At 64.1% G+C, this 24,973-nt stretch carries 25 protein-coding genes, 1 tRNA gene and 1 riboswitch; of the genes, 11 read left to right on the top strand and 15 right to left on the bottom strand.

The genetic code is table 11. The features are described 5' to 3' along the window. Window positions 1-75: transfer RNA gene (locus tag ACQY6T_RS10155), tRNA-Gln, on the bottom strand. Window positions 76-131: 56 nt separating this feature from the next. Beyond that, entirely contained in the window at window positions 132-1,217 is a 1,086-nt protein-coding gene (locus ACQY6T_RS10160) for a branched-chain amino acid aminotransferase (RefSeq protein ID WP_428630667.1), read from the bottom strand. A gap of 78 nt (window positions 1,218-1,295) precedes the next feature. Here ACQY6T_RS10160 and ACQY6T_RS10165 point away from each other — a divergent pair, with 78 nt between their 5' ends. After that, window positions 1,296-1,808 (top strand): MarR family winged helix-turn-helix transcriptional regulator, encoded by a 513-nt coding sequence (locus tag ACQY6T_RS10165; RefSeq protein WP_428630668.1) that lies wholly within the window; start codon window positions 1,296-1,298, stop codon window positions 1,806-1,808. Here the strand turns inward: ACQY6T_RS10165 and proC are convergent. Continuing rightward, complete coding sequence (gene proC, locus ACQY6T_RS10170; protein WP_428630669.1) at window positions 1,805-2,635, bottom strand: pyrroline-5-carboxylate reductase; 831 nt, start codon at window positions 2,633-2,635, stop codon at window positions 1,805-1,807. The genes ACQY6T_RS10165 and proC overlap by 4 nt on opposite strands. A gap of 20 nt (window positions 2,636-2,655) precedes the next feature. Further along, window positions 2,656-4,317, bottom strand: coding sequence for an alkaline phosphatase family protein (locus ACQY6T_RS10175; RefSeq protein WP_428632625.1), 1,662 nt, complete (start codon window positions 4,315-4,317; stop codon window positions 2,656-2,658). 113 nt (window positions 4,318-4,430) lie between these two features. On the opposite strand from ACQY6T_RS10175, the gene ACQY6T_RS10180 reads away from it, so the two are divergent. The 5 genes from ACQY6T_RS10180 to ACQY6T_RS10200 all read left to right on the top strand — a co-directional run bounded on the left by ACQY6T_RS10180 (window position 4,431) and on the right by ACQY6T_RS10200 (window position 9,021). Further along, the gene (locus tag ACQY6T_RS10180) at window positions 4,431-6,512 is read left to right on the top strand and encodes a protein-disulfide reductase DsbD family protein (RefSeq protein ID WP_428630670.1); all 2,082 of its coding nucleotides are present in this window, start codon (window positions 4,431-4,433) and stop codon (window positions 6,510-6,512) included. A gap of 115 nt (window positions 6,513-6,627) precedes the next feature. Beyond that, entirely contained in the window at window positions 6,628-7,368 is a 741-nt protein-coding gene (locus ACQY6T_RS10185; RefSeq protein ID WP_428630671.1) for a TlyA family RNA methyltransferase, read from the top strand. Between the two features lie 61 nt (window positions 7,369-7,429). Continuing rightward, window positions 7,430-7,981 (top strand): TspO/MBR family protein, encoded by a 552-nt coding sequence (locus ACQY6T_RS10190; RefSeq protein ID WP_428630672.1) that lies wholly within the window; start codon window positions 7,430-7,432, stop codon window positions 7,979-7,981. 37 nt (window positions 7,982-8,018) lie between these two features. Beyond that, on the top strand, window positions 8,019-8,363 hold the full coding sequence (locus tag ACQY6T_RS10195; RefSeq protein WP_428630673.1) for an accessory factor UbiK family protein: 345 nt from the start codon (window positions 8,019-8,021) through the stop codon (window positions 8,361-8,363). A 151-nt stretch (window positions 8,364-8,514) separates the two neighbouring features. Further along, window positions 8,515-9,021, top strand: a complete 507-nt coding sequence (locus tag ACQY6T_RS10200) for a YbjN domain-containing protein (protein WP_293838583.1) — start codon at window positions 8,515-8,517, stop codon at window positions 9,019-9,021. Between the two features lie 48 nt (window positions 9,022-9,069). Here ACQY6T_RS10200 and ACQY6T_RS10205 read toward each other — a convergent pair whose 3' ends face one another. The 5 genes from ACQY6T_RS10205 to ACQY6T_RS10225 all read right to left on the bottom strand — a co-directional run bounded on the left by ACQY6T_RS10205 (window position 9,070) and on the right by ACQY6T_RS10225 (window position 15,890). Further along, window positions 9,070-10,023 (bottom strand): right-handed parallel beta-helix repeat-containing protein, encoded by a 954-nt coding sequence (locus ACQY6T_RS10205; protein ID WP_428630674.1) that lies wholly within the window; start codon window positions 10,021-10,023, stop codon window positions 9,070-9,072. 119 nt (window positions 10,024-10,142) lie between these two features. Further along, complete coding sequence (gene metH / locus ACQY6T_RS10210; protein WP_428630675.1) at window positions 10,143-12,767, bottom strand: methionine synthase; 2,625 nt, start codon at window positions 12,765-12,767, stop codon at window positions 10,143-10,145. A gap of 149 nt (window positions 12,768-12,916) precedes the next feature. Continuing rightward, on the bottom strand, window positions 12,917-13,966 hold the full coding sequence (locus ACQY6T_RS10215) for a homocysteine S-methyltransferase family protein (protein WP_428630676.1): 1,050 nt from the start codon (window positions 13,964-13,966) through the stop codon (window positions 12,917-12,919). After that, complete coding sequence (gene metF, locus ACQY6T_RS10220; RefSeq protein ID WP_428630677.1) at window positions 13,963-14,901, bottom strand: methylenetetrahydrofolate reductase; 939 nt, start codon at window positions 14,899-14,901, stop codon at window positions 13,963-13,965. The genes ACQY6T_RS10215 and metF overlap by 4 nt, the downstream gene beginning before the upstream one ends. After that, window positions 14,898-15,890, bottom strand: a complete 993-nt coding sequence (locus tag ACQY6T_RS10225; protein WP_428630678.1) for an ArsR/SmtB family transcription factor — start codon at window positions 15,888-15,890, stop codon at window positions 14,898-14,900. The genes metF and ACQY6T_RS10225 overlap by 4 nt, the downstream gene beginning before the upstream one ends. Window positions 15,891-16,118: 228 nt before the next feature. Here ACQY6T_RS10225 and ACQY6T_RS10230 point away from each other — a divergent pair, with 228 nt between their 5' ends. The 4 genes from ACQY6T_RS10230 to ACQY6T_RS10245 all read left to right on the top strand — a co-directional run bounded on the left by ACQY6T_RS10230 (window position 16,119) and on the right by ACQY6T_RS10245 (window position 18,104). Continuing rightward, entirely contained in the window at window positions 16,119-16,439 is a 321-nt protein-coding gene (locus ACQY6T_RS10230) for a hypothetical protein (RefSeq protein WP_428630679.1), read from the top strand. Window positions 16,440-16,614: 175 nt separating this feature from the next. Beyond that, entirely contained in the window at window positions 16,615-16,944 is a 330-nt protein-coding gene (locus tag ACQY6T_RS10235) for an entericidin EcnAB (RefSeq protein ID WP_428630680.1), read from the top strand. An 87-nt stretch (window positions 16,945-17,031) separates the two neighbouring features. Beyond that, window positions 17,032-17,250: a hypothetical protein gene (locus tag ACQY6T_RS10240; RefSeq protein WP_428630681.1), complete on the top strand. Its 219-nt coding sequence runs from the start codon at window positions 17,032-17,034 to the stop codon at window positions 17,248-17,250. A 47-nt stretch (window positions 17,251-17,297) separates the two neighbouring features. Further along, a riboswitch (ZMP/ZTP riboswitch) is annotated at window positions 17,298-17,390 on the top strand. A gap of 21 nt (window positions 17,391-17,411) precedes the next feature. Next, window positions 17,412-18,104, top strand: coding sequence for a DJ-1/PfpI family protein (locus tag ACQY6T_RS10245; protein WP_428630682.1), 693 nt, complete (start codon window positions 17,412-17,414; stop codon window positions 18,102-18,104). Here ACQY6T_RS10245 and ACQY6T_RS10250 read toward each other — a convergent pair. From ACQY6T_RS10250 to ACQY6T_RS10275, 6 genes are all read right to left on the bottom strand, one after another. After that, window positions 18,101-18,856, bottom strand: a complete 756-nt coding sequence (locus ACQY6T_RS10250; RefSeq protein WP_428630683.1) for a glutaminyl-peptide cyclotransferase — start codon at window positions 18,854-18,856, stop codon at window positions 18,101-18,103. The two genes, ACQY6T_RS10245 and ACQY6T_RS10250, sit on opposite strands and share 4 nt — an antisense overlap. Before the next feature lie 224 nt (window positions 18,857-19,080). Next, the gene (groL, locus tag ACQY6T_RS10255; RefSeq protein WP_428630684.1) at window positions 19,081-20,730 is read right to left on the bottom strand and encodes a chaperonin GroEL; all 1,650 of its coding nucleotides are present in this window, start codon (window positions 20,728-20,730) and stop codon (window positions 19,081-19,083) included. A 78-nt stretch (window positions 20,731-20,808) separates the two neighbouring features. Next, the gene (groES, locus tag ACQY6T_RS10260; protein WP_332816741.1) at window positions 20,809-21,096 is read right to left on the bottom strand and encodes a co-chaperone GroES; all 288 of its coding nucleotides are present in this window, start codon (window positions 21,094-21,096) and stop codon (window positions 20,809-20,811) included. 132 nt (window positions 21,097-21,228) lie between these two features. Beyond that, entirely contained in the window at window positions 21,229-22,626 is a 1,398-nt protein-coding gene (locus ACQY6T_RS10265) for an MATE family efflux transporter (RefSeq protein ID WP_428630685.1), read from the bottom strand. Between the two features lie 100 nt (window positions 22,627-22,726). Then, complete coding sequence (locus ACQY6T_RS10270) at window positions 22,727-23,899, bottom strand: TIR domain-containing protein (RefSeq protein WP_428630686.1); 1,173 nt, start codon at window positions 23,897-23,899, stop codon at window positions 22,727-22,729. 22 nt (window positions 23,900-23,921) lie between these two features. Then, complete coding sequence (locus ACQY6T_RS10275; protein WP_428630687.1) at window positions 23,922-24,524, bottom strand: Pycsar system effector family protein; 603 nt, start codon at window positions 24,522-24,524, stop codon at window positions 23,922-23,924. 122 nt (window positions 24,525-24,646) lie between these two features. Here ACQY6T_RS10275 and ACQY6T_RS10280 point away from each other — a divergent pair, with 122 nt between their 5' ends. Continuing rightward, window positions 24,647-24,883 carry an acyl carrier protein gene (locus ACQY6T_RS10280; RefSeq protein WP_428630688.1) on the top strand — a complete coding sequence of 79 codons (237 nt, stop codon included), beginning with the start codon at window positions 24,647-24,649 and terminating at the stop codon, window positions 24,881-24,883. Window positions 24,884-24,973 lie beyond the last annotated feature (90 nt).

The following is a 24,973-nucleotide window of genomic DNA, read 5'->3' on the forward strand; positions in this document are numbered from 1 at the left end:
TGGCTGGGGCGGCAGGATTCGAACCTGCGAATGGCGGCATCAAAAGCCGCTGCCTTACCACTTGGCGACGCCCCAACGGGCCGGTGCGAGGCGCGCTCTATAACGCGCCGTCGCCTATTGCAAGGCGGCGCTTAGAGCCGCGTCACCCAGCCGTGCGGATCGGCGGCGCGGCCGCGCTGGATGTCGACCAGCTTATCCTTGAGCATGCCGGTGATCTGCCCCGGACCGCCCGCGCCGATGGTAAAGCTGGTGTCGCCGCGCGTCACCTTGCCGACCGGGGTCACTACCGCAGCGGTGCCGCAGGCGAAGCTCTCGGTCAGGCGGCCGCTCTGGGCATCCGCCTGCCATTGATCGATCGCATAGGGTTCTTCACGCACTGTCAGGCCGGCGCCGCGCGCCAGGGTGATGATCGCGTCGCGGGTGATCCCCGGCAGGATCGTGCCGGTTAGCGGCGGGGTGACGATGCTGCCATCGTCAAAGACGAAAAACATGTTCATGCCGCCCAGTTCCTCGATCCAGCGGTTTTCTGCGGCGTCCAGAAAGACAACCTGGTCGTGGCCCTTGGCGATCGCTTCGCGCTGCGCGATCAGGCTGGAGGCATAGTTGCCGCCGCATTTGGCGGCGCCGGTGCCGCCGGGCGCGGCGCGGGTATAATCCTCCGACACCCACAGCGAGATCGCGGGGGCGCCCGACCGGAAATAATTCCCGACCGGCGAGATGATGACGAGGAACTGATATTCGGCCGCAGGCTTGACGCCCAGAAACACCTCGCTCGCGAACATGAAGGGGCGCAGATACAGCGCGCCGCCATCCACCGGCGGAAACCAGTGCGCATCAGCGGCGACCGCCTCTTTCACTGCGGCAATGAACAAATCCTCGGGCAGTTCGGCCATCGCCATGCGGCGCGCGCTGGCGTTGAAACGCGCGGCATTGGCGTCGACCCGGAACAGCGCCATCGACCCGTCGTCGAGGCGATACGCCTTCAACCCTTCGAAGATTTCCTGCGCATAATGGAGAACCGCGGTGGCGGGATCGAGCGTCAGCGGGCCGCGCGGCATCACTTGCGCGTCGTGCCAGCCTTTACCCTCGGTGTAGCGGATCGACACCATATGGTCGGTGAAAACGCGCCCGAACACCGGATCGGCGATCGCCGCACCCCGTACATCGTCCGCGACAGGATTGGGATGCGGCAGACGGGTAAAAGCGGGAGCAGACATGCGAAAACACCTGTGACTTGGGAGACGATGATGCGCGCCTCTTGCCAAAGACGGACGCGGCGCGCAACGATAGTCACCATGGCCGAGGAAAATTTTCTTTCACAAGTCCCCGCTGCGTCTGCCCTTTTCTTGCGCGAAGACGAAGTGCGCCGCGGCATCGAATTTCTGTTTTTCGCCCATGCTTCGCTGTGGCGATCGATCGATGCGCGGCTCGTCGAAAAGGACCTTGGCCGCGCGCATTACCGCGCGCTTTATTTCATTGCGCGGCAACCGGGCTTGACGATTTCGGACCTGCTCGCGCTGCTGGGCATCACCAAACAGTCGCTTGGCCGGGTGATCAAGGAGCTGGAGGGAAACGAAATGCTGACGACGCGGCCGGGCAACCGCGACCGTCGGCAAAAGGAACTGCGCCTGACCGAGGACGGGCGGACGACCGAAGCCGCGGTCTTTGCGCTGCTGCGCGACACGATGAGCCGCGCCTATACCCAGGCGGGACAGCAGGCGGTTACGGGATTCTGGCAGGTCAGCGAAGCACTTGTCCCCGCGCGCGACCGCAAACGCATCGCGGCGCTGGGGAAGAACCCGGCTTAGCCTTCACCGCGCGCAATGTCGGCCAGTTCGCGGCCGCGGTCACGCGCCGCACGCAGCACGCCGGTCAGCAGGGCGGCAAGTTGCCCTTCGCTGTCGAGGACATCGAGTCCGGCCTGCGTCGTGCCGCCCTTGCTTGCCACCTGGGCAATCAGCACTCCCGGTTTCTCGTCGCTATCGGCGAGCAGCGCGGTGGCACCGCCAAAGGTTGCGGTGGCGAGCGCCAGCGCATCCTCGGCCGGCAAGCCCAGCCGTTCGCCCGCCGCAGCATAGGATTCGATCAAGCGGAAGACAAAGGCCGGGCCGCTGCCGGTAAAGGCGGTGACCAGGTCCATCGTCGAATCATCGGCGAGCGTCACCGTCTGCCCCAGCGTGGCCAGCAATGCGGCGATTGCCGCCTCGTCGGCATCGCCCAGCGTCGCCACCGCCGACACCCCGGCGCCAATGCGCGCCGCCAGATTGGGCAGGATGCGAACCTGCGCCCGGGCATCGGGAAAACGTGCCGCGAGATCGGCTAGCGACACCCCGGCCAGAATTGACAGCAGATGGACGTCGCCGGTTGCCAGCGGGGCCAAGGCCTCCGCCACGTCGCCAAGCTGCTGCGGCTTCATGCCCAGCATGATCCAGTCTGCGCCGCCACCGGCGGCCTGCCATTCGTCCAGCGACGCATGCTGGACAACACCGCCGCGCGGCGCGGCGAGCGGATCAACGACCGCCACTTGGGCCGGATCCAGTCCCGCCGCAAGCCAGCGATCGAGCATCGCGCCGGCCATGTTCCCACAGCCGACCAACAACAGTCGGCCGGAAAAATTCCGCAAAGTTTTGGTCATCGTCTTTTCTTTTCTTGGTTTTAGCGACAGCTGCTTTCAGGCCCAGACAACAGGTCGAGACAGCGTCCGTCGATCTTGTCCGCATCAATCGGAACCCCGATCAGCGATGCCAGCGTCGGCAAAATATCCACGGTCATCACCGCATTGGGCTGTTCGAACCCGGCCAGACCCTTGCGCCAGAACAGCATCGGGACGCGCCGGTCATAATCCCACACCGACCCGTGCGTCGCGACATAGCCCAACCCCGATTCGGGGATCGGCGTCACGCGCGGTTTCAGCACAACGATGAAATCACCCGAGCGCGCGGGGTTATACGAGGCGCGCAACTTGTCTTTCAGCGACCAGACGTCGGGCGCGCGTTTCGAAACCGGCTGCGCCGCCAGTTCCTCACCCGTCACCACCGCCTCGATCTGAGGATGCGCGCGCCACCGCGCCAGCAATTCGGTCGTTGACGCCTTGCGCTGGGCCGGGGTCAGGGTCTTGGCCAGATACATGTCGCCGAACGGGCCGTCGCTGTAGAGCAATGGCTGCGGCAGGCCGAGCTTTTCGGCGACCGCCTGGCCCAGCTTGTCGGCATCGAGCGCGGGGTCGACGCGCTCGGCGGCGGGCCATGCGTTCTGGCGGTTGCGTTCGGGCATGTCGTGGCCGCCATGATCGGCGGTCAGCGCGACGGCATAATCGATGCCGGTCGCGTCAAGGCGCGCGAAAAAATCGCCCAGTTCGCGGTCAAGACCCGCCATTTGAAGGCACATCTCGCTGCCTTCGGTGCCGACGCCGTGCCCGACATAATCGGTTGCCGACAGGCCGACGATCAGCAGGTCGGTGCCGCTGCCTTCGCCCATCTTGCGCACTTGGCGCAGCGCGGCGGCAGTCGCGAGGACGGCGCCGTCGGCCTCGGGCGATGCCATGAATTTGCGGAAATCGCCGCCATCGCGCGCCATCCGGCCGGTGCCGACGGTGGCGCCCTTGTCGCCTACCGGGATGGCGATGTCGTGCGCCGCGCAATCGGCGGGCAGCGTCAGGCCAGCGCGCGGCTGGGCGATCGCGGCGGCAATCGCCGCGCTCGCCTGTTGGGCGGTCGGCGACAGGGTGGTGCCGCGATAGCTGGTCAGCCCGGTGGGGACCAGCCACATCAGTTCGTCGGCCTGATGGCCGCCCATCATGACCGCGGCGCGGTCCTTGCCCGCGACCGACACGACCTGCGACTTGGGATCGCGCGCCTTCATCAGGTCGCCCAGCGTCGGGACAAGCAGATGCTTTACCGACGGCGCATATTTACCGCCGCCCGATGCGGTGCCGGCGACGGTCTCGTCCTCGGCGCAATAGACACGCTTGTCCTCGCGCGCGATCGACAGGTCGAAATAATTGTTCGCGATGATGCCGCTGCGCGCCGGATGGCTGCCGGTCAGGATCGTCGAGTGTCCGGGGCAGGTTTCGGTCGCGCCGTGCGATTGATACCCCGACGGAAAGACGGCGCCTGACGCAAGGCGCGCGAGGCCGCCGGTGAACTTGCTGCGATATTCGGCGAACAGGTCGGCGGAAAACTGGTCGACCGCGATCATCACGATCAGCTTGGGCGGCGGCGTCGCGGCTGTAACCTTCGCCGTTGGCGGCGACGTATCCTGTGCGAAGCCGACACCGGCGGTGGTCACGCAAAACACGGCGGCAAGGGCGGTGGTCAGGCGGTTGAAGGTCACGGGAGCATCTCCGTTGCTGCGGCGTCAGTGCGGGCTGTCCTCTCGACGAAAGCCGCCTATATGGCAAGTCTCGAACGATGGATGGCAGCGGAACGGGCATGGATCGCAGGAACGACAGCTTTGTGACAGGCGCGTGGCGCGCAGCATTGGGTTTGCTCGCGCTCGCCATGCTCATGCTCAGCCCATCCGCGATGGCGCAATCGACGCATATCCAGCCGCGGCTGGTCGCCGAATCGACTGGCCCCATGCCCGGTGGCGCTACGACGCTCGCGCTGTCGATGACGCCCGATACCGGTTGGCACGGCTATTGGGTCAACGGCGGCGACGCAGGTTTCGGGCTGACGATCGACTGGAACGCGTCCGAAGGGGTCACCATTGCCCCCTTCCGCTACCCGGTACCCGAGCCGCTGATCCTGTTCGGCTTGATGAACCATGTCTATGAACACCCCTATGCGCTGCTCGCCGACGTGCGGATCGACAAAAATATCGCGCCCGGCACCGACCTGACGGTGTCGGGGGTCGCCAACTGGCTCGCCTGTACCGACAAGGTGTGCGTGCCCGAACGGGCGGTCGTCTCGGTCGCGTTGAAGGCGGGTGATGGCGCAGTTACAGCGGCATCGCGCACCCGTTTCGACGCTTGGCGTGCCCTGTTGCCGCAGCCGCTTGACCGCGCCGGGACATGGGAGCGGCGCGGCGACATGGTGCGCTTTGGCATCCCGTTGCCCGCCGGTGCCACGCTCGATGCGCCGCATCTTTTCCTCAGCACCCAGAACATCATCGATTATCCGGCACCCCAGAAATTCACCCGCAACGGCGAGTGGATCATCGTCGAAACGCGCGGCAAGGGCGACGCCGTCGGCGCCGCGGAAGGCTTGCTCAAGCTGTCCGATGGCCGCGGCCTGACGGTGCGCTTCGAACCCGCCGCGGTCCGCCTGGCGGGCGATCCAATCGCGGCGACGTCAGGCACGATCGATCTGGCGCTGTTCTGGACCGCGCTGGGCGGCGCGATCCTCGGCGGGCTGATCCTCAACCTGATGCCGTGCGTTTTTCCGATCCTCAGCCTGAAAGCGCTCAGCCTCGCGCGCTCGGGCGGCGAGGCGCGCGAAGCGAGGGTCGAGGCGCTGGCTTATACGGCGGGCGCCATACTTGTTTGTCTTGCTCTCGGCGGCGTCCTCCTCGGGTTGCGCGCGGCGGGTGAGCAGGTTGGCTGGGCTTTCCAGCTCCAGCATCCGCTGAGTGTGCTTGCCCTCCTGCTGCTCGCAATTGCGATCACGCTCAACCTCCTCGGTACTTATGAGTTGCCGTCCTTCGGCGGTGGACAGGCGTTGGCTGGCAAAGGCGGCGCAGTCGGCGGCTTCTGGACCGGCGCACTCGCTGCCTTCATCGCGACGCCGTGCAGCGGCCCTTTGCTCGGCGCGGCGCTTGGCGCAACGCTGGTGCTGCCCGCATGGGCTGCGCTGCCGATCTTCGGCGGGTTGGGATTGGGCCTCGCCTTGCCCTTCCTTGCGGTCGGTTTTGTGCCCGCGCTGCGGCGCCGATTGCCGAAACCGGGGCCGTGGATGACGACCTTCCGAAAATGGATGGCGCTGCCGATGGGACTTACGGTGATAGCCTTGTTCTGGCTTCTGCATCGCCAAATTGGCGAAAGCCCGATATTCTATCCCGTTGCGTCGGCGTCGATGACTGCCCTGTTGCTTAGCTCATATGGTGACCGCCAGCGGGCCAAGTCGAGCAAGTACTTCCTCGTCTTCGCCGCCGTCATGCTTGCCATCACTTTAGCCGGATCGATACGACAATTGTCTTCGCGCGATTTTGGCGACGGTCCAGCGCCGGCAGCCTCGGCAGACGAATCATTTTCCTCCGCGGCGCTCGCCAAGGCCCGCGCAACCGGCAAGCCCGTCTTCGTCTATTTCACCGCCGACTGGTGCTTATCCTGCAAAGCGAACGAGGCGGGCGCGATCAATCGCGAGGCGGTGCAGGACGCGTTCAAAGCGAAGGACGTCATTACGCTCGTCGGCGACTGGACGAACGGCGATCCCGTCATCACGCGCACGCTGGCCGATCATGGCCGCAACAGCGTACCGCTCTATCTGTGGTACGCTCCGGGCAAGGCAGAACCGGAAATCCTGCCGCAGATCCTGACCCCCGGCCTGCTCACCGACAAAGTTGCGGCGAAGTGATCGCCCTTGGTCGTCATTGCGAGCAAAGCGAAGCAATCTCCAGCTATCGGCCTCTGCCGACGATAGCTGGGGATTGCCGCATCGCTTCGCTCCGCGCAATGACGGGGCTAGGCTGATGGCCAAGCAGCGCGCCGACCAGCTGCTTGTCGACCGCGGCCTTGCCGAAAGCCGGACCCGGGCGCAGGCGCTGATCCTTGCCGGCCTTGCCTTCATCGGCGACCGCAAGATCGACAAGGCGGGGCAACAGGTCGCCGACGACGCCGAGGTCAGCGTCAAAGGCCGCGACCATCCGTGGGTATCGCGCGGCGGGGTCAAGCTCGACCATGCGCTGGCGCACCTGGGTTGGGAAGTCACGGGCGCGGTCGCCATCGATGTCGGATCGTCGACCGGCGGCTTCACCGACGTGCTGCTCAGCCGCGGTGCGGTGCGCGTCTATGCGGTCGATTCAGGCACCAACCAGCTCGCATGGAAGCTGCGCCAGGACGAGCGCGTCATCGTCCACGAGCAGACCAGCGCCCGCATTCTGACCGCCGCGCATATCCCCGAACCCATCGACCTGATCGTCTGCGACGCGAGCTTCATCGCGCTGTCCAAGGTGCTGCCGGTGCCGATGACGTTCGCCAAAGACGGCGCGCGCATGGTCGCACTGATCAAGCCGCAGTTCGAGGCCGAGCGGCACGAAGTCGGCAAGAAAGGCGTCATCCGCGACGCCGCCGTGCATGCGCGGGTATGCGTAGAAGTCCGCGACTGGGTGGAACGCAGCGGCTGGCGCGTCGTTGACACCGTCGAAAGCCCGATTACCGGGCCGGAGGGCAATATCGAATTTCTGATCGCCGCAGTTAAAGCTGCCGCTTGACGCCAAGCCCGCCTGCCGCGACATCCTTGACCAGCCGATTCCCGCGCAAAGGACCATGTGCATGACCGAGATCGCTACGCCAGGCCAACTTCGCATGTCCTATCTGCGCTGGGCGCTGATAACCGTCCCCGCGATCGTCCTGATCGGCAGCCTGATGGGTATTCTGTCGAACAGCGGTTACGGCAATCGCTGGTTCGCCTCGCTTGATCTGCCCGCGATCACCCCGCCGGGATGGGTGTTCGGGGTCGTCTGGCCGATCCTGTACATCATGCTCGGGCTATCACTGGCGATGATCCTGCACGCGCGCGGTGCGAAAGGGCGCGGTTTTGCGCTGTTGTTGTTCTTTGTTCAGTTGATCGCGAACTTCGCCTGGTCGCCGCTGTTTTTCGGGCAATATCAGGTGACGAGCGCGCTTTACCTGATCATTTTTATCCTGATGGTCACGATTGCCACCACCTTTGCCTTTGCCCCGATCCGCAAGGCCGCGGCGTGGCTGCTCGTCCCCTATATGGTTTGGCTCAGCTTTGCCGCGATCCTGAATTTTCAGATCGATCAGCGTAATCCCGATGCCGAAACCCTTGTCCCCGCCGCCGCCAGCACCCAGATAGGATGACGGCAAGGGACTGAACGTCCGACAAAGGAATTTGAAGATGCAGAGCGAAAACCGCTTTTTCGACGATCTGGCCAAGATGGTGAACGGCGTCGCCGGCACCGTCGCTGGCGCCGGCCGTGAAGCCGAATCCGCCATGCGCGAACGCGCCAAGGAATGGGTCGGCCGGATGGATTTCGTCAGCCGCGAGGAATTTGACGCGGTGAAACAGCTGGCCGCAACCGCGCGGGCCGAAACCGAAGCGCTGAAGGCACGGCTCGACAAGCTGGAAGGCGGAGCGAAGCCTGCGGCTGCGCCGAAGGCGGCGGCGCCCAAACCTGCGGCGGCTGCGGCCAAAGCGGCGCCGAAGCCTGCCGCGAAGCCGAAAGCGGCACCCAAGGCATAATCGTCGCCCCCGCGAAGGCGGGGTCGCTGGCGGTGTAGCGTGAGGCCGCCAGCGGCCGTGTCGGGAGGCGCGTGATTCCCGTCACCCTTCGCGGGGGTGAGGAATATTCGTGGACTCGCCACCTCGCCAAACACCCGCTAAAGGCGCGCGAATGAGCGAAGATATCTACGACGACGAAGACGGCCAGGACGCGGCCCCTATGGACATGCTGTCGTCCTACTTCGCGGCGCATGACTGGCCGCACGAAATGGTGGGCGAGGACGAGATCGTCGCGACGGCGCAGGGCAGCTGGACGACCTATGAGCTGCGCGCGGTGTGGCGCGCCGACGATGGCGTCATCCAACTGCTCGCCTTTCCCGACATTCGCGTCGTCGAGGACAAGCGTGCCGTCGCGCATGAGGCGCTGGCGCTGATCAACGAACAATTGTGGCTGGGCCATTTCGAGCTGTGGTCGAACAGCGGAACGATATTGTTCCGCCACGGCCTGCTGGTCGGCGGCGACGCGTCGCTGTCGCTCGACATGACCGAAACGCTGATCGAGAGCGCGATCGACGAATGCGAGCGGTTTTACCCGGTGTTCCAGTTTGTGCTGTGGGGCGGTAAATCGCCTGCCGAGGCGCTGGCCGCTTCGCTGATCGAAACGCGCGGCGAAGCTTAAATCTGCTTAACAATCCCGTTCGCATCGAGCGGGACCAGGACGTCGGCGCTACCGTTTCTCGAACGGCGTCAATCCAGGCCCGAGTTCATTGGCTCCGATCGCCAGCGCTTCGCCGCTCCAGTCCGCAACAAACACCGATTTACGACCCAGCCCCGCGGGCAGGCTGGCACGATTGCCCGCGATCGACAGGCCGCGCGACGGATTTTTGCGCTCTTCAGCGGCGACCGTGATCAATGCCGAATAATTTTCCTTGTCGCGCCCCTGAACGAACAGATTGTTCATGATCTGGCCGATCGATCCCGACGACAGGTCGATCATGTAATTGGTCGTGCTGCCCTGCGTGTCGTCGAAACTATTGTCGTTGATGTCGACGACGATCGCGCGGGTCTTGAGATAATGCCCCCCGGTGCCTTTTTCAAAGCGGGCACGGGTGACGATGACCTTGCCGTAGATCCCGGTATAGACGCCATGCGCGCAGCTGAGCCCGCGATCGCAGCGACCAAGGCCCGAGAAGGTCGAGCGATCGATCGTCAGCGTCGCCGCGGGATCGTCGCCGGTCAATATCCCCTGTTCGCTATTGCGGAACAGGCTGTTGACGACGTCGAGATTGCTTCGTTCAAGGCGGATGCCCGAGCCATTCGCGTCGGGTACCCGCATATTCTGGAACACCAGCCCGTCGACACGCGCGCCTGCACCGCGCAACACCAACGCGGCTTTACCCTCGCAGGTCACGCCGTCGAAGATCGCGCGACCCGATTCCGCGGCGACAAACGCGATACGTCCTGCGGTCTGTACCGCGCAGTCGCGATGATAGCCGGCGGCGATCCGGATCGTCCCCTCGCCGTCTCCAATGGCATCGACCGCCTCCTGCAACCGTCCGAAACTGCGCCCATCAACGCTATAGGGTGCGCCGCCGGTCTGCGCGGGCAGCGGCGCCGGTGCAAACAACAGCGGAAGGGCGAGCAGCGGCAACAGCGGCCGACGGATAAGAGACTGGACCATGACGGTCTTATAGCGCGTTTCGCGCCGACAGTCGTTGGCGAAGGCGGTTCATCGTGTCGGCGTCCCTTTATCGGACAGGCGGGCGCGTAACGATTAATCCTTGGCCGGTGATGCGAGCTCTAATCCAGGTTCGGCCGCAGCCACCGCGTCGCTATGTCCATATCGACCCCGCGCCGCGCCGCATAATCGGCCAGCTGATCCGGACCCACGCGCGCAACGCCGAAATAACTTGCGTCGGGATGACCGAAATAGAAACCCGACACCGCCGCCGTCGGCAGCATCGCGAAATTTTCGGTCAGGATCGCGCCCGAGTTGGTCCCCGCATCGAGCAGGTCGAACAGGATCGGTTTCAGACTGTGGTCGGGACAGGCAGGATAACCCGGCGCCGGACGGATGCCCCGATATTCCTCTTTGACGATGGCGTCGGGGGTCAGCTGTTCGCCCGGTGCATAACCCCACAGGTCGGTGCGGACATGCGCATGCAGCCGTTCGGCCAAGGCTTCGGCGAAGCGGTCGGCGAGCGCTTTCAACAGGATGTCGTTATAATCGTCATGCGCGGCCTTGAAGCGCGCCAGATGCGGCTCGATGCCATGGATCGCGACCGAAAAGCCGCCAATCCAGTCGCCGTCATGGCTGACGAAATCGGCCAGGCACATGTTCGGGCGCCCTTCGCGCTTGGCGATCTGCTGGCGCAGGAAGGGAATGCGGACATGCTCTTCCGTTTCCTCAAGATGGATGATGACGTCGTCGCCCTCGCGCCGGCACGGCCACAGCCCGGCGACGCTGCGCGCGGTCAGCCAGCCTTCGGATACGATCGTGTCGAGCATCGCGCGGGCATCGGCGTACAGGCTCGACGCACTTTCGCCGACAACGGGGTCGGTCAGGATCGCCGGATAATTGCCCGCGAGTTCCCACGCGCGGAAAAAGGGTGTCCAGTCGATCCATTCGATCAACTCGGCCAGATCCCAGTTGTCGAAGACATGCACGCCCGGCTTTTCGGGCGGAAACGGCCGGATATGTTCGTCGATGGCAAAGCCGTTGGCGCGCGCATCCTCGATCGAAATCAGTGCGCTCTGCCCCTTGTTCGCGCGCACGTCGCGGACATGCTCATAATCGTCCTTAAAGCCTTTTACATAGGCATCGCGCCCGGTGTCGCTGACCAGGGCGGTCGCGACGCCGACCGCGCGGCTCGCGTCGAGGACGTGGAGCACCGGCCCCTTATACGCCACATCGATGCGCAACGCGGTATGCACCTTCGACGTCGTCGCGCCGCCGATCAGCAGCGGCATCGTCATCCCCGCGCGCTGCATTTCCTCGGCCACCGTCACCATCTCGTCGAGCGACGGGGTGATCAGGCCCGACAGGCCGATCATGTCGGCGTCATTTTCGTTCGCCGCTTCGAGGATCTTGGACCATGGCACCATGACGCCCAGATCGACGATCTCGAAGCCGTTGCATTGCAGCACCACCCCGACGATGTTCTTGCCGATGTCGTGGACGTCGCCCTTGACGGTGGCCATGATGACCTTGCCCTTGCCCTTCGCGCCCGGCTCCTTCGCGGCTTCGATGAAAGGCAGCAGATGCGCGACCGCCTTTTTCATTACGCGCGCCGATTTCACGACCTGCGGCAGGAACATCTTGCCCGACCCGAACAGGTCGCCAACGACATTCATACCGTCCATCAACGGCCCTTCGATCACCTCGATCGGGCGCGGCATCAGCAGGCGCATTTCCTCGGTATCGTCGACGACATGGGCATCGATGCCCTTGACCAGCGCATGCTCAAGCCGCTTGGCGACCGGCCAGCCGCGCCATTCCTCGGCGGCCTTTTCCTGTGCGGGGTTACTGCCCTTGTAGCGTTCGGCGAGCGCGATCAGCCGTTCGGTCGGGCTTTCGGCTTCACCCTCGACCTTGCGGTTGAGCACGACATCTTCGCACGCCTGCCGCAGCTCGGGGTCGATGGTATCGTACACATCGAGTTGCCCCGCGTTGACGATCGCCATGTCGAGCCCGGCCGGAATGGCATAATAAAGAAACACGCTGTGCATTGCGCGGCGCACGGTCTCGTTGCCGCGGAAGCCGAATGACAGGTTCGACAGGCCGCCCGAGAAATGGACATGCGGACAACGGACACGGATGACCTTTACCGCCTCGATAAAGTCGACGGCGTAATTGTCATGCTCCTCCAACCCCGTCGCGATGGCGAAGACATTGGGGTCGAAGATGATGTCCTCGGGCGGAAAGCCGATGGTCATCAGCAGGTCGTAGGCGCGGGCGCAAATCTCGATCTTGCGCTCCATGGTGTCGGCCTGCCCGACTTCGTCGAACGCCATGACGACGACCGCGGCGCCGTAAGCCATGCATTTGCGGGCGTGTTCGAGGAACGGCGCTTCGCCTTCTTTCATGCTGATCGAATTGACGATCGGCTTGCCGGGTACACATTTCAACCCCGCCTCGATGACGCTCCATTTCGAGCTGTCAATCATGAAGGGAACGCGCGCGATGTCGGGCTCGGCGGCGATCAACTTCAGAAAGGTCGTCATCGCATATTCAGCGTCGAGCAGCCCTTCGTCCATGTTGATGTCGATGATCTGCGCGCCATTATCGACCTGCTGCCGCGCGACCTCGACCGCTGCGGCATAATCGTCGGCCATGATCAGCTTCTTGAACGCCGCCGATCCGGTGACGTTGGTTCGCTCGCCGATATTGACGAAGTTGGTGGCGGAGGTGGTCGTTTCGGTCATTTGCGTCTTTCAAGCCCCTCCCCTTCAGGGGAGGGGTTGGGGTGGGGGCCGTCGGTGTAGTGCAAGGCCGATAGCCCCCACCCCGCTGCGTCTAGCGAGCAAGCTCGCAAGTCTCGCTGCCCCTCCCCTGAAGGGGAGGGCGAAATATATCATGCCGCCATCGTGAAAGGCTCCAGCCCCGCCAGCCGGGTTCGTACCGGCACCTGCGGGATATGGCGCGGCGTCAGGCCCGCAACCGCCTTTGCCATCGCCGCGAGATGCGCCGGCGTCGATCCGCAGCAACCGCCCAGGATATTGACCTGACCATGCTCGGCCCATTCGCGGACGAGCCCCGCGGTGGTGTCGGGCATCTCGTCATATTCGCCAAGCTCGTTGGGCAGGCCTGCGTTCGGATAGACCATGACCAGCGCGTCGGCGATGTCGGACAGCACGCGCACATGCGGACGAAGCTGTGCCGCGCCGAAAGAGCAGTTGAGTCCGATCGTCAGCGGCCGCGCATGGCGCACCGCGTACCAGAATGCCTCGACCGTATGCCCCGACAGGTTGCGGCCCGACAGATCGGTGAGCGTCATCGAGACCATCAACGGCAATTCGCGCCCGACTTTCGCCTCGGCCTCGATTACTGCGGAGATCCCGGCCTTGGCGTTCAGTGTATCGAATATCGTCTCGATCAGGATGAAGTCGGCGCCGCCCTCGGCCAGTGCCACGACCTGGTCGAGATAGACGCTTTTGAGTTCGTCGAAGTCGATCTCGCGATAGCCGGGGTTGTTCACGTCCGGCGACAGCGACAAGGTCTTGTTCGTCGGCCCCACCGCGCCCGCGATAAAGCGGCGGCGGCCGTCGCGTTCTTGATAGACGTCGGCGATCTCGCGTCCCAGTCGCGCACTGGCGTGATTGATGTCGGCAACCAGATGTTCGGCGCCATAATCGGCCTGGCTGATCGTGTTGGCGCTGAAGGTGTTCGTCGACACGATGTCCGAACCGGCTTTCAGATACGCCTCGCCGATCGCGGTCACGACATCGGGGCGCGTCAGCGCCAGGATATCGTTATTGCCCTTCTGATCGTGGGTCAGGCCAAGGTTGCCGGCATAGTCGGCCTCGACGAGCTTGCGGTCCTGAATCTGGGTGCCCCAGCCGCCGTCGGTGAGCAGGATGCGCTCTTTCGCTGCCGCCACCAATGCTTCGCGTGCGCTTATCATGCCGCCTGATCCTTTGCGTTGGCGACCGGCCGCAGCCCCAGCAGATGACAAATCGCATAGCTGAGCTCGGCGCGGTTGAGCGTGTAAAAATGGAAATCGCGCACCCCACCAGCGTAAAGGCGGCGGCACATTTCGGCGGCGACGGTCGCCGCCACCAACTGACGCGCCGCGGGATGATCGTCGAGCCCATCGAACAGCGAGACCATCCACGCCGGGATCGCAGTGCCGCACATGTCGGCGATGCGGCGCGTCTGCGACACGTTAGAAACCGGCAGGATACCGGGAATGATCGGCGCGTCGATTCCCGCCGCCGCCGCCACATCTCGAAAGCGCAGGAAGCTGTCGGGCGAAAAAAAGAACTGTGTGATCGCGCGGGTCGCCCCGGCATCGAGCTTGCGCTTCAGATTGTCGAGATCGGATGTAGCACAATCGGCATCGGGGTGCACTTCGGGATAGGCGGCAACCGAAATGTCGAACGGCGCAATCGCCTTCAGCCCCGCGACTAGCTCGATCGCATTCGCATAGCCCTGCGGGTGTGCGCTATACGGCGCCCCGCCCGGCACGTCGCCGCGCAGCGCGACGATGTGTCGCACCCCGGCATCCCAATAGGCCTGCGCGACCTCGTCGATCTCGGCGCGCGACGCCTCGACACAGGTCAGGTGCGCGGCGGGTGGCACGGCGCTCTCCGCGGCGATACGCGCAACAGTCGCGTGCGTGCGCTCGCGCGTCGATCCGCCCGCGCCATAGGTGACCGAAACGAAGCTGGGTCCCAGCGGTTCGAGCGTGCGGAACGTGTCCCACAGCTGCGCTTCCATCTTCTCGGTCTTCGGCGGGAAAAATTCAAAGCTGACCCCGATGTCGCCGTCCAGATTGGCGAAGAGCGGCGATGCCGCGGCGCGGCGCGCCTCCGCGAGCGAATTCAAGTTCGACGTCATGCCGCGAGCCTTTTTGATTGTCCGTCGCCATCATGGGCGACCGGCGGTTGATCTTCATCGCTGCGACGACGGCCAAGCCAAAGCTTCACGGCCAGTTCGCCCCCTTCGAGCGTTTGCGTATTTTCCAGCAGCAGACCGGCCGACGCGAACCAGCCGCGGATCTGCGCGTCCGAAAAGCCCAGCCGGGCATGTGCGGCGAGATTGCGCAGAGCCTCATCGTCATGCGGCGCAAAATCGACGACGAGCAAATGGCCGCCGCCGCGGAGCACCCGGCTCGCTTCGGCGATCACCCGGTCGGGCTCATGTGCGAAATGCAGCGCCTGGTGAATGACGATGCTGTCGACGCTGGCATCTTCCACCGGCAGGTTCAGGAAATCGCCCTGGACCAGATCGACCGGGACCCCCTGCCCCGCCAGCTTGGTACGCGCTATGCGAAGCATTTCGGGGCTGCGATCGAGCGCAGTAATCCGACGCGCGGTCGGTGCGAAGATTTCCGCCATGCGGCCAGTACCGGTCCCGATGTCGAGCAAATGCCCGAGCCGACGGTTGTGCATCATCGCCAGCATCGCCGCCTCGACCTCGCTCTCGGCGACATGGCGCGACCGGATCGCATCCCATTCAGCGGCATGTTCGGCGAAATAGCGCTCGGCGACCGCGACCCGCTCGTCACGGACCGCCACCAGACGCCGCGCATCATGCGCGATGACCAGCGCCTCGCGCGCCGAGAACGGCCAGGTTTCAGCCTGCCCGATAATGTCGGCGATCGGTCCATTCTTGGCGATCCGCAGGAACACCCAGCTTCCTTCGCGCCGCCGCTCGACAATCTCCGCCTCGACGAGGATACGGACATGGCGCGATACGCGCGGCTGGCTCTGATCGAGCACCGCCGCCAGCTCGCCAATCGCCAGCTCCATTTCGCGGAGCAGCGCCACGACTCGCAATCGCGTCGGGTCGGCCAAGGCCGAAAAGATGTCGATCAGTTCGTTCACGTCCAAACATATAAAGATTTCTTTATATCCGGTCAACTGACGCGTGCACGCCTTTTTCCGCCATACGGGATCAGGCCCGATCAACTTTGCGCGGAAACATGGCGGTCCGCGCAAAAAGGGCGTTGCGTGCGATTTGTCGAGCGAGTAATTCTGCCCTCGATTGGCATTTTCCGGGATCGATCTGTTCCTGTGCCGGTCGATCAGTTCAATTCGAGAGGGGTTTCCCAAATGAAAAAATCAATCACGCTGTCGCTCGTCCTTGCCGCGTCGCTTGGCCTCGCTGCCTGCGGTGACAAGGCTGCCGACAACGCCGCCGCGACCACCGAAGATACGGCTGCGACCGTCGAAGGTGCCGCTGATGGCGCGATGGGCGCCGCCGAAGGCGCTGCTGACGCCGCTGCGACCGCTGGTGCCGCTGCTGAAGGTGCCGCCGACGCCGCCGCTGCTGGCGACACTGCTGTTGCAACCGACAAGGCTGCCGAAGCTGCTGACGCTGCCAAGGAAGCTGCCGACGCAGCCAAGGGCGCGATGGAAGAAGCCAAGAAGTAAGCTTCTTTTCCGGCGGTTTTGGCCAAAGGAACAATGGGGGTCGCCGGTGCGCCGGCGGCCCCTTTGTCCTTTTGGGACAGGTGAACCCCAGCGCGGTTGCCAAGCTCCCGATCCATCGCTAACCCTCTGTATCCATGACCGGTTGCCCGGTTATTGCATTCGAAAGGAATTACCCATGCGCAAGATCCTCATCGCTTCGATGGCCGCCGCGGCCTTCAGCCTCACCGCCTGCTCGGAAAAGACGCAGGATGCGGCCGGTGAAACCGCCGATTCCATGGCCGACGACGCCGCCGCAACGGGCGACGCTATGGCCGAAGGCGCTGCTGACGCCGCTGATGCGACCGCTGCCGCTGCCGACGATGCCGCCGCCGCGACGGCCGCTGCTGCTGACAAGGCTGGCAATGCCGTTGAAGGCACTGTCAACGCCGCTGGTGATGCTGCGGCTGCTGCCGGCGACAAGATCGAAGCCGAAACCGCCAAGGCCGAAGCCAACGACAAGAAGTAAGTCGTTGGCGCACGCCTGAGTGTGCGATTATGGAGGGCTCCATTCGTTGCGTTACGGATGGAGCCCTTTTTCGTGGGAGACCAGACCATGTACCGCCATAAGTGGAGAGCAGCGCTCGGCGCAGCTGCGGCCTTCGCGCTGGTTTCGGGTTGCAACCGCACCGATAACGAGCCGGGTCCTGGCGGCGTGACCGTCAGCGAGGCCAAAGCGCTCAACGATGCCGCCGAAATGCTCGAAAGCCGCGACACCGCGACCGCAGCCGCGGCGCGGCCGGCGTCCGACGCGCGTGACAAGGCGGACGAATAGGCCAGACAAATAGCGCCTTCCCCTTCGCCGGCGACGGGATTAGAGCGGGATCGCCCCGCGACTGGCGCTAAAGATGGAGTTCCATCGGGAAGCGAGGCTAGCTGACATGCTATTTCGAGCCGCGCGCCTGGGTGATCCACTGCCAGCGCAAGGACATCCGCATGACCGATACAGCCGCCAACCCTGCCGCCACCACCACGATCGTCTTTCTGCTGTTTCCGGGTATCACCCAGCTCGATTTCACCGCCCCCGCGCAGGCGCTCTGCCGCATGCCCGGCGCGCGGATGGTCGGCGCCGCGGTCAGCCGTGATCCCATCGCCACCGACAGCGGCTTTTCAATTCTGCCGACCGACGATTTCGTCAGCTGCCCGCAGGCCGACATCCTGTGCATCCCGGGCGGGCATGGCGTTACCGCGGCGCTCGGCGATGCCGCGACGATCGACTTCATCACCCGCCAGGCGGCAAGCGCGCGATGGGTAACCAGCGTCTGCACCGGCGCCTTCCTGCTCGGCCGCGCCGGGCTGCTCGCGGGCAAGCGTGCGACAACGCATTGGGCCTATGCCCATCTGTTGCCGCTGGTCGGCGCGACGCCGGTGGCGGCGCGCATCGTCGAGGATGGCAATCTCGTGACCAGCGGCGGGGTGACATCGGGGCTCGATTTCGCGCTGACACTGATCGGACGCCTTCATGGTGACGCGGTCGCACAGGCGGTGCAGCTGGCGATCGAATATGATCCCGCCCCGCCCTATGTCGGCGGCCACCCCGACCGCGCGCCTGCTGCGATTACCGCGGGGCTGAAGGCGCACGTCTATGACGCGGCGGCGGCGCGGATGGAGCAGGCGCTTACCGGCTAACCACAGTCGGCAAGCGCGATCTCGTATAGTTTGGGCCAATATTTACCGGTGACGAACAGCCGCTTTTTCTGGGCGTCCCACGCGATGCCGTTGAGGACGCTGTCGCTCCCCGATGCGCCAGCCTGCTCCTTGAGCCCTGAAAGGTCGACATAGGATTTGATATGGCCGCTGGCCGGATCGATCCGCACGATCATGTCGGTCATCCAGATATTGGCCCAGATTTCGCCGTCGATCGTCTCCAGCTCGTTGATCATCGCCAGCGGCCGGTTGCCGAACCGTACCGTAACGCGTTTCTGCTCGGTCATTGTCGCGGGATCGAAAAAGCGCAGCTGCGAGGTGCCATCGCTCAGCACAAGGCTGTCGCCGACCAGTGTCACGCCCCAGCCCTCACCCTGATATTTGAACGTGCCGACGGGCTTCAGATCCTTGAGCCGCCAGCGATTGCCGATGCCGCCCTGCCAGGTGACGCCGATGATCTGGTCGCGCCAGCGGGTGATGCCTTCGCCGAACTGGTCGGACGGCAGTTTCGTCTGGGCCAGCGCCTTTCCGGTCTTGAGGTCGAGCCGCGCGAGGCGTGACTGACCGTATTGGCCGGTGGCTTCGTAGAGATGGCCTTCGTCCCAAAACAGGCCTTGGGTGAACGAGGTCGCATCGTGCGGATAGGTTTGGGCGATACGATAGCCGCAGCGCTCGATGGGCGACGGGGCCGGCATCGGGGCGGTGAGCATGGCGAAGGCGAGGAACAGGCTCATGGGTATTTGCTATGCCGCGCAGGATGAGCTGGCAATGACAGAACCGCCGTGCCCCTGCGAAGGCAGAGACCCCTCTCCTGTCAGGGCATTTCCGGGCCGACGGCGATGAAGAACGATGGGGCCGGTGATGGGCCCCTGCATTCGCAGGTGTCCGAATAGAAAAAGGGCCGGAGGATTGCTCCCCCGGCCCTCTTTTCGTTGGCTGAGTGCCGAACGGTTTGGACTTAGAAGTCCATGCCGCCCATGCCGCCCATGCCGCCGCCGCCCATGCCGCCGCCCATCGAAGGCTTGTCTTCGGGCGATTCGGCGATGCCGGCTTCGGTCGTGATCAGCAGACCGGCAACCGAGGCCGCATCCTGCAACGCCACGCGGACGACCTTGGTCGGGTCGATGACACCGGCCTTGACCAGGTCTTCATAGACGTCGGTCGAGGCGTTGAAGCCGAAGTTGCTGTCCTTTTGATCGAACAGCTTGCCGGCCACCACGCCGCCGTCGAAGCCCGCATTTTCAGCGATCTGGCGAACCGGAGCCTGCAGCGCGCGACGGATGATGTCGATGCCGCGGGTCTGGTCTTCGTTGACGCCGGTCATGCCGTCCAAAGCCTTGGTGGCATAAAGCAGCGCGGTGCCGCCGCCGGGGACGATGCCTTCTTCGACCGCAGCGCGGGTTGCATGCAGCGCGTCATCGACGCGATCCTTGCGTTCCTTCACTTCGATTTCCGACGCACCGCCGACCTTGATGACGGCAACACCGCCGGCGAGCTTCGCCAGACGTTCCTGCAGCTTTTCCTTGTCGTAGTCGCTGGTCGTCGTTTCGATCTGGGCGCGGATCTGTTCGACCCGGCCCTTGATCGTGCTGGCTTCACCGGCACCGTCGACGATGGTGGTATTATCCTTGTCGATGGTGACGCGCTTTGCCTGGCCCAGCATGTTCAGCGTGACGGTTTCGAGCTTGATGCCCAGGTCTTCGCTGATCATTTCACCGGCGGTGAGGATCGCGATGTCCTGCAGCATCGCCTTGCGGCGATCGCCGAAGCCCGGTGCCTTGACGGCCGCGACCTTCAGGCCGCCGCGCAAGCGGTTGACCACCAGCGTGGCGAGCGCTTCGCCTTCGATGTCTTCAGCGATGATCAGCAGCGGGCGACCCGACTGAACCACGGCTTCGAGGATCGGCAGCATCGCCTGCAGGTTCGAGAGCTTCTTTTCAAAGATCAGGATGTAGGGATCGGCCAGCTCGACGAGCATCTTTTCCGGGTTGGTGATGAAGTAGGGGCTCAAATATCCGCGGTCGAACTGCATGCCTTCGACAACGTCGAGCTCGAAATCGAGACCCTTGGCTTCCTCGACGGTGATCACGCCTTCCTTGCCGACCTTTTCCATCGCTTCGGCGATCTTTTCGCCGACTTCGGTGTCGCCATTGGCCGAAATGATGCCGACCTGGGCGATTTCAGCGGTACCCGAAACGGGCTTCGACTGCGCCTTGATCGTTTCGACAACCTTGGTGACCGCGAGGTCGATGCCGCGCTTCAGGTCCATCGGGTTCATGCCGGCGGCAACCGACTTCATGCCTTCGCGCACGATCGCTTGGGCGAGAACGGTCGCGGTGGTGGTGCCGTCGCCGGCCTTGTCGTTCGCCTTCGATGCGACTTCGCGCAGCATCTGGGCGCCCATGTTTTCGAACTTGTCCTTGAGTTCGATTTCCTTGGCGACGGTGACGCCGTCCTTGGTGATGCGGGGCGCGCCGAAGCTCTTGTCGATCACGACGTTGCGGCCCTTGGGACCGAGGGTAACCTTCACCGCGTCGGCGAGGGTATCGACACCGCGCATGATGCGCTCACGCGCGTCGCGCGAAAATTTGACGTCTTTAGCAGCCATGTGGCTATTCCTTTCAAAGGCGCAGAAAACTGCGCAACTTCACACTGAAATCGCGCCCGCAAGGGACGCGGGGACGGTTCAGGCGATGACGCCCAATATGTCCGATTCCTTCATGATCAGCAGCTCTTCGCCGTCGACCTTGACTTCGGTACCCGACCATTTGCCGAACAGGATGCGGTCGCCCGACTTGACGTCGAGCGGGGTGATCTTGCCATCGTCGGCGCGCGCGCCGGTGCCAACGGCGACGACTTCGCCTTCCTGCGGCTTTTCCTTGGCGGTGTCGGGGATGATGATCCCGCCGGCCGTTTTTTCTTCGGCTTCGATACGGCGGACCAGCACGCGGTCGTGCAGAGGACGAAATTGCATGGATATCTCTCCAGAAGTGCAAAGGATGTCGTTTTAGCACTCACAGGTCGCGAGTGCTAACAGTCGGCCATATGGGTAAGAGTCAGATGGGCGTCAAGCGCCGCGCTACAAGAATCTTATGAAGTTTTTCGGTCAGGCCGGTAGCAGGCCGAGACGACCGCGCATCCGCCACCGGAGCAACAGCACCGCCGACACCACAATAAGTCCGACCGCCAGCCCGATCCACACCCCGACCCCGGCGAGCGGTGTCCAGAAACCAAGGTAGATCGCCGTGCCATAACCCGCGATCCAGTATCCGCAGATTGCGATGATCATCGGGGTGCGGGTGTCCTGCAGGCCGCGCAGCACCCCGGCGGCGACCGCCTGCGCGCCGTCGAACAGCTGGAACGCCGCTGCCACGACCAGGAACTGCATCGCAAACCCGACGAGCGCGGCATTCCGCGCCGCATCGACGTCGACATAGATCGACAGCACCAGCGCCGGGAACAGCCACATCAGCAGCGCGGTGAACGCCATGAAGCCGATGCCGAGTACCAGCGACGCCGTCCCGGCGTGCGCAATGCCGCGGTGGTCGCGCGCACCAAAGGCCAGGCCGACGCGGATCGTTGCCGCCTGTGCGACCCCGAACGGGATCTGGAAGGCGAGCGCCGCGACCTGTAACGCGATCGTGTGTCCGGCGAGTTCGGCTTCGCCGATCCGGCCCATCAGGAACGCGGCGCCGGTGAACAAGCCTGCCTCGGCTAGAATCGTCAGGCTGATTGGGGTGCCGATGCGCAGCATGTCGAAAAAGCGCGTCCATTCGGGGCGCCACCAATTGCCGAACAGGCGATAGCGCCGCAGCCGCCGGTCGGACTGGATAACGACGACATAGGCGAGCAGCATCAGGAAGCTGGTCGTCACGCTGGAGATTGCCGAGCCGTGCAAGCCGAGCGCGGGCATGCCCAAATTGCCGAACACCAGCGCCCAATTACCGAGCGCGTTGACGAACAGCGCGCCAAAAGTGATCGCGGTGGCGATCGTCGGGCGACCAAGTGCCGAAACGAAGATGCGCAGCACCGTCGCCGCGATCATCGGGGCCATGCCCCACATCAGAATCAACAGGAAGCTGGCGGCATGCGCCGACATTTCCGCCGGTTGTCCGGTCGCGATCATGATCGGCCCGCCCGCCGCGCAGACGCCCATGAAGAGGATCGACACTAGGACGCTCAGCCATAGCGCCATGCGCACCGTCCGGCGCACCTCGCGCACCGCATGTTTGCGGCGACCGAGTTCGGCGGCGATCAGCGGTGCCGACGCGCCGACCAGTCCGCTGCCGGTCCACAGAAGCAGGCCGAATATCGCAACACCGAGCGATGAAGCGGCCAGTGCGGCATCACCCAGCCGCGCGACGAAAATCACGTCGATCGCATGGACCATCATCTGCAACAGGTTCGCCGCCGCCAGAGGCACAGCGAGCGCCAACGTCGCCCGGAATTCCGTGCGAAGACCCCGCGAACGATCCGCGGTCAAAGGGGTGGCCTGCTGCAACATAGCCGGCCCGAATAGGCGCGCGGGTCAGGTCCTTCAATCGGTGAGCGGCGCAGGTTCGAAAATTGTCGGCGATGGTGGCATATTGGCCACAAGTCCGCGGTCAACGCAGGCCCGGGTGATAGGGCTCCATCAGGTAGATTTCGATGCGCCGGTTCGCCGCGTCGGTTGGCCCATGACCAGCCAGCGGTGTCGTCGCGCCCTTGCCGGTCCACGTCAACGTGCCTTCGGGAATCCCCTTTTGCACGAGTTGCTCGGCCACGGCGATGGCCATGCGTGATGCGTCGCGGGTATCGCCGCCCTGTTCCACATGACCCTCCACAACCACCAGGCCCGGACAATTCTTCCATGCGAGCCAAGCGCTGTCGACCGTCGGGTTCCATTCCGGTTGCGGATCGGTGCGCCCGGCCGATGCGGCGATGCGAAAGGGATTGGTTCCGGGGCAGCGCCCCGGCCGGTCCTGTCCCGCCACGACGGTCGTCGTCGGGACGGTGTTGGGCGTGCTGGCGCTTTCGGATGGGGCGCCGTCGATCGCGGCGACCTGCGTGGTGTCGCTGGCCGCGAAACGATCAAAAAGCACGATCGCCCCCAGCAGCACAAGCAAGGCGATAGCGGCGATCCAGCCGTGATGGCGCATCCAGGTGAGCCAGGGTGGGGTGGCAGATTCGGCCGGTGTCCGCGCAGGAGTTGAGATCATCGGCGGCGGGACATCGACGGCGGGCGCGATGGGTTGCGGTGTAGATGGCGCGGGGTCGGGCCGCATCAGCAGCGCCAGCCGCTGCTTCGCCTTGTCGACAAGGGGATCGTCGGGGTTTGCGGCGATCCAGCCGCGCCAGCGGCCGGCGTCGGCATCCTGTTCGCAGCGTACATAATCGCCCAGCCCGGGCCGTCCGGTCAGCCGCCCGATCCGCGCCACGATCTGCCGCCACCCCTCGTCAGACTGGAAATCGCGGCGATCGAACAGATCGACCGCTTGCACCGACGCGAATTCGAGCGGCGGCAGGCAATCGTCGAGCCGGATCGCCACCAGTCGCTCATTCTGCCGACCGGTGCGTGCCTCGGCGCGGATCCAGTCGCTGTCGGCGGCGAGCGCCGACCATAGCACGAGGACCGCTTTGGCCCCGCGCACCTCGCGCTCGATCTCGCGGTCGAAATCGGTGCCGGGCTCGATATGGGCGTCGAACCACACCGACAGCTTCAAGTCGACGAGCGCGTTATAGATCGCGACGCAGCGCCCGCGCTCCTCGCGCTTGTAGCTGATGAAGACGTCGGTCATTTCAGGATAATGCTCACCGAGGTCATTTGCTCCAAAGCATCACCATCTCGAACGCGAAACCAAGGAATGTCAGCGTCAAACCGACGACGAACAGCCGGTAGGCATAGGCCAGATAGCGATATTTGCGCCGCGCCAGAACAACGCCATTCTGGTACGTGTCGCGCAGCATCGTCTCGTACAGATCTTCCTCGGTGCGCAGCCGCGTTTTGACCGCAGCGATGAATTCATCCTCGTCCATCTGCTCGAAGCGGCCAAAGAACAGGATATTGCTGTGATCCTTGCCGTCCTTGTGAACGACCGGCGGCGCCTTGCCGACGCGCGGCAGCACCGCCGACACCGCGAGCAGCGCCGACAGGAAAGAGAAGGTCGCAAGAATAGCCAGTGGCATCGCCAGCGCGCCGCCGCCCGACCGCGCCTGTCCGATCGCCAGCGTGAAAACGACGAAGGTCGCGCCCATCAGGATCGACGCCTTTTGATCGGCCATCTGCGACAATTGCATCGTGATCTGCTGGTTCGTGCGCACCAGATGGACCGCGTTCGGCGGAAAGGAAATGGCCGGTCGATCCGGCGACGTCTTTGTATCTTCGCTGCCCATGCCAAGCTGCCCCTGCTGGCGACCCGTCACAGGGATGACATGAAGTGGCGCAAGCGGCAAGATGCTGCCCTGTTCCCGCCGCATTCGCTTGCCAATCGGGCCGTAGCGCGGCATTCCCGCGCGCAATATTCTTTCTTGATGGGACGCATCACATGAGCACCGCCCTGCGCGACCAGATTTTCGGCCTGATCGGCCCGTTCAATAAAAAGGGCGTCGAACTGACCGACGCCACCACCTTTGCCGGCGACCTCGAATGGGACAGCCTGACGGTGATGGATTTCGTCGCCGAGGTCGAGGACAGTTTCGACATCATCATCAGCATGAACATGCAGGCCGAGATCGAAACCGTGGGCCAGTTGGTCGCGGCGGTCGAGAAATTGCAGGGCTGAAACTTATCTTCGCGTTCGTGTCGAGCAAAGTCGAGACACCCATCTGGACAGCGCAAGGCCGAGGGGCATCTCGACTTCGCTCGATGCGAA

The sequence above is a fragment of the Sphingopyxis sp. genome, assembly GCF_965279725.1.
Taxonomy (GTDB): Bacteria; Pseudomonadota; Alphaproteobacteria; order Sphingomonadales; family Sphingomonadaceae; genus Sphingopyxis.

Excerpts from the sequence above, each read along its gene's own strand:
- ACQY6T_RS10215 (WP_428630676.1), bottom strand. The coding sequence starts at position 13,966 with ATGATAAGCGCACGCGAAGCATTGGTGGCGGCAGCGAAAGAGCGCATC.
- metH (WP_428630675.1), bottom strand. The coding sequence starts at position 12,767 with ATGACCGAAACGACCACCTCCGCCACCAACTTCGTCAATATCGGCGAG.
- ACQY6T_RS10235 (WP_428630680.1), top strand. The coding sequence starts at position 16,615 with ATGCGCAAGATCCTCATCGCTTCGATGGCCGCCGCGGCCTTCAGCCTC.
- ACQY6T_RS10265 (WP_428630685.1), bottom strand. The coding sequence starts at position 22,626 with ATGTTGCAGCAGGCCACCCCTTTGACCGCGGATCGTTCGCGGGGTCTT.
- ACQY6T_RS10185 (WP_428630671.1), top strand. The coding sequence starts at position 6,628 with ATGGCCAAGCAGCGCGCCGACCAGCTGCTTGTCGACCGCGGCCTTGCC.
- ACQY6T_RS10270 (WP_428630686.1), bottom strand. The coding sequence starts at position 23,899 with ATGACCGACGTCTTCATCAGCTACAAGCGCGAGGAGCGCGGGCGCTGC.
- ACQY6T_RS10230 (WP_428630679.1), top strand. The coding sequence starts at position 16,119 with ATGAAAAAATCAATCACGCTGTCGCTCGTCCTTGCCGCGTCGCTTGGC.
- ACQY6T_RS10160 (WP_428630667.1), bottom strand. The coding sequence starts at position 1,217 with ATGTCTGCTCCCGCTTTTACCCGTCTGCCGCATCCCAATCCTGTCGCG.
- ACQY6T_RS10165 (WP_428630668.1), top strand. The coding sequence starts at position 1,296 with ATGGCCGAGGAAAATTTTCTTTCACAAGTCCCCGCTGCGTCTGCCCTT.
- ACQY6T_RS10205 (WP_428630674.1), bottom strand. The coding sequence starts at position 10,023 with ATGGTCCAGTCTCTTATCCGTCGGCCGCTGTTGCCGCTGCTCGCCCTT.
- ACQY6T_RS10190 (WP_428630672.1), top strand. The coding sequence starts at position 7,430 with ATGACCGAGATCGCTACGCCAGGCCAACTTCGCATGTCCTATCTGCGC.
- ACQY6T_RS10250 (WP_428630683.1), bottom strand. The coding sequence starts at position 18,856 with ATGAGCCTGTTCCTCGCCTTCGCCATGCTCACCGCCCCGATGCCGGCC.
- metF (WP_428630677.1), bottom strand. The coding sequence starts at position 14,901 with ATGACGTCGAACTTGAATTCGCTCGCGGAGGCGCGCCGCGCCGCGGCA.
- groES (WP_332816741.1), bottom strand. The coding sequence starts at position 21,096 with ATGCAATTTCGTCCTCTGCACGACCGCGTGCTGGTCCGCCGTATCGAA.
- ACQY6T_RS10180 (WP_428630670.1), top strand. The coding sequence starts at position 4,431 with ATGGATCGCAGGAACGACAGCTTTGTGACAGGCGCGTGGCGCGCAGCA.
- ACQY6T_RS10280 (WP_428630688.1), top strand. The coding sequence starts at position 24,647 with ATGAGCACCGCCCTGCGCGACCAGATTTTCGGCCTGATCGGCCCGTTC.
- groL (WP_428630684.1), bottom strand. The coding sequence starts at position 20,730 with ATGGCTGCTAAAGACGTCAAATTTTCGCGCGACGCGCGTGAGCGCATC.
- ACQY6T_RS10200 (WP_293838583.1), top strand. The coding sequence starts at position 8,515 with ATGAGCGAAGATATCTACGACGACGAAGACGGCCAGGACGCGGCCCCT.
- ACQY6T_RS10240 (WP_428630681.1), top strand. The coding sequence starts at position 17,032 with ATGTACCGCCATAAGTGGAGAGCAGCGCTCGGCGCAGCTGCGGCCTTC.
- ACQY6T_RS10245 (WP_428630682.1), top strand. The coding sequence starts at position 17,412 with ATGACCGATACAGCCGCCAACCCTGCCGCCACCACCACGATCGTCTTT.
- proC (WP_428630669.1), bottom strand. The coding sequence starts at position 2,635 with ATGACCAAAACTTTGCGGAATTTTTCCGGCCGACTGTTGTTGGTCGGC.
- ACQY6T_RS10195 (WP_428630673.1), top strand. The coding sequence starts at position 8,019 with ATGCAGAGCGAAAACCGCTTTTTCGACGATCTGGCCAAGATGGTGAAC.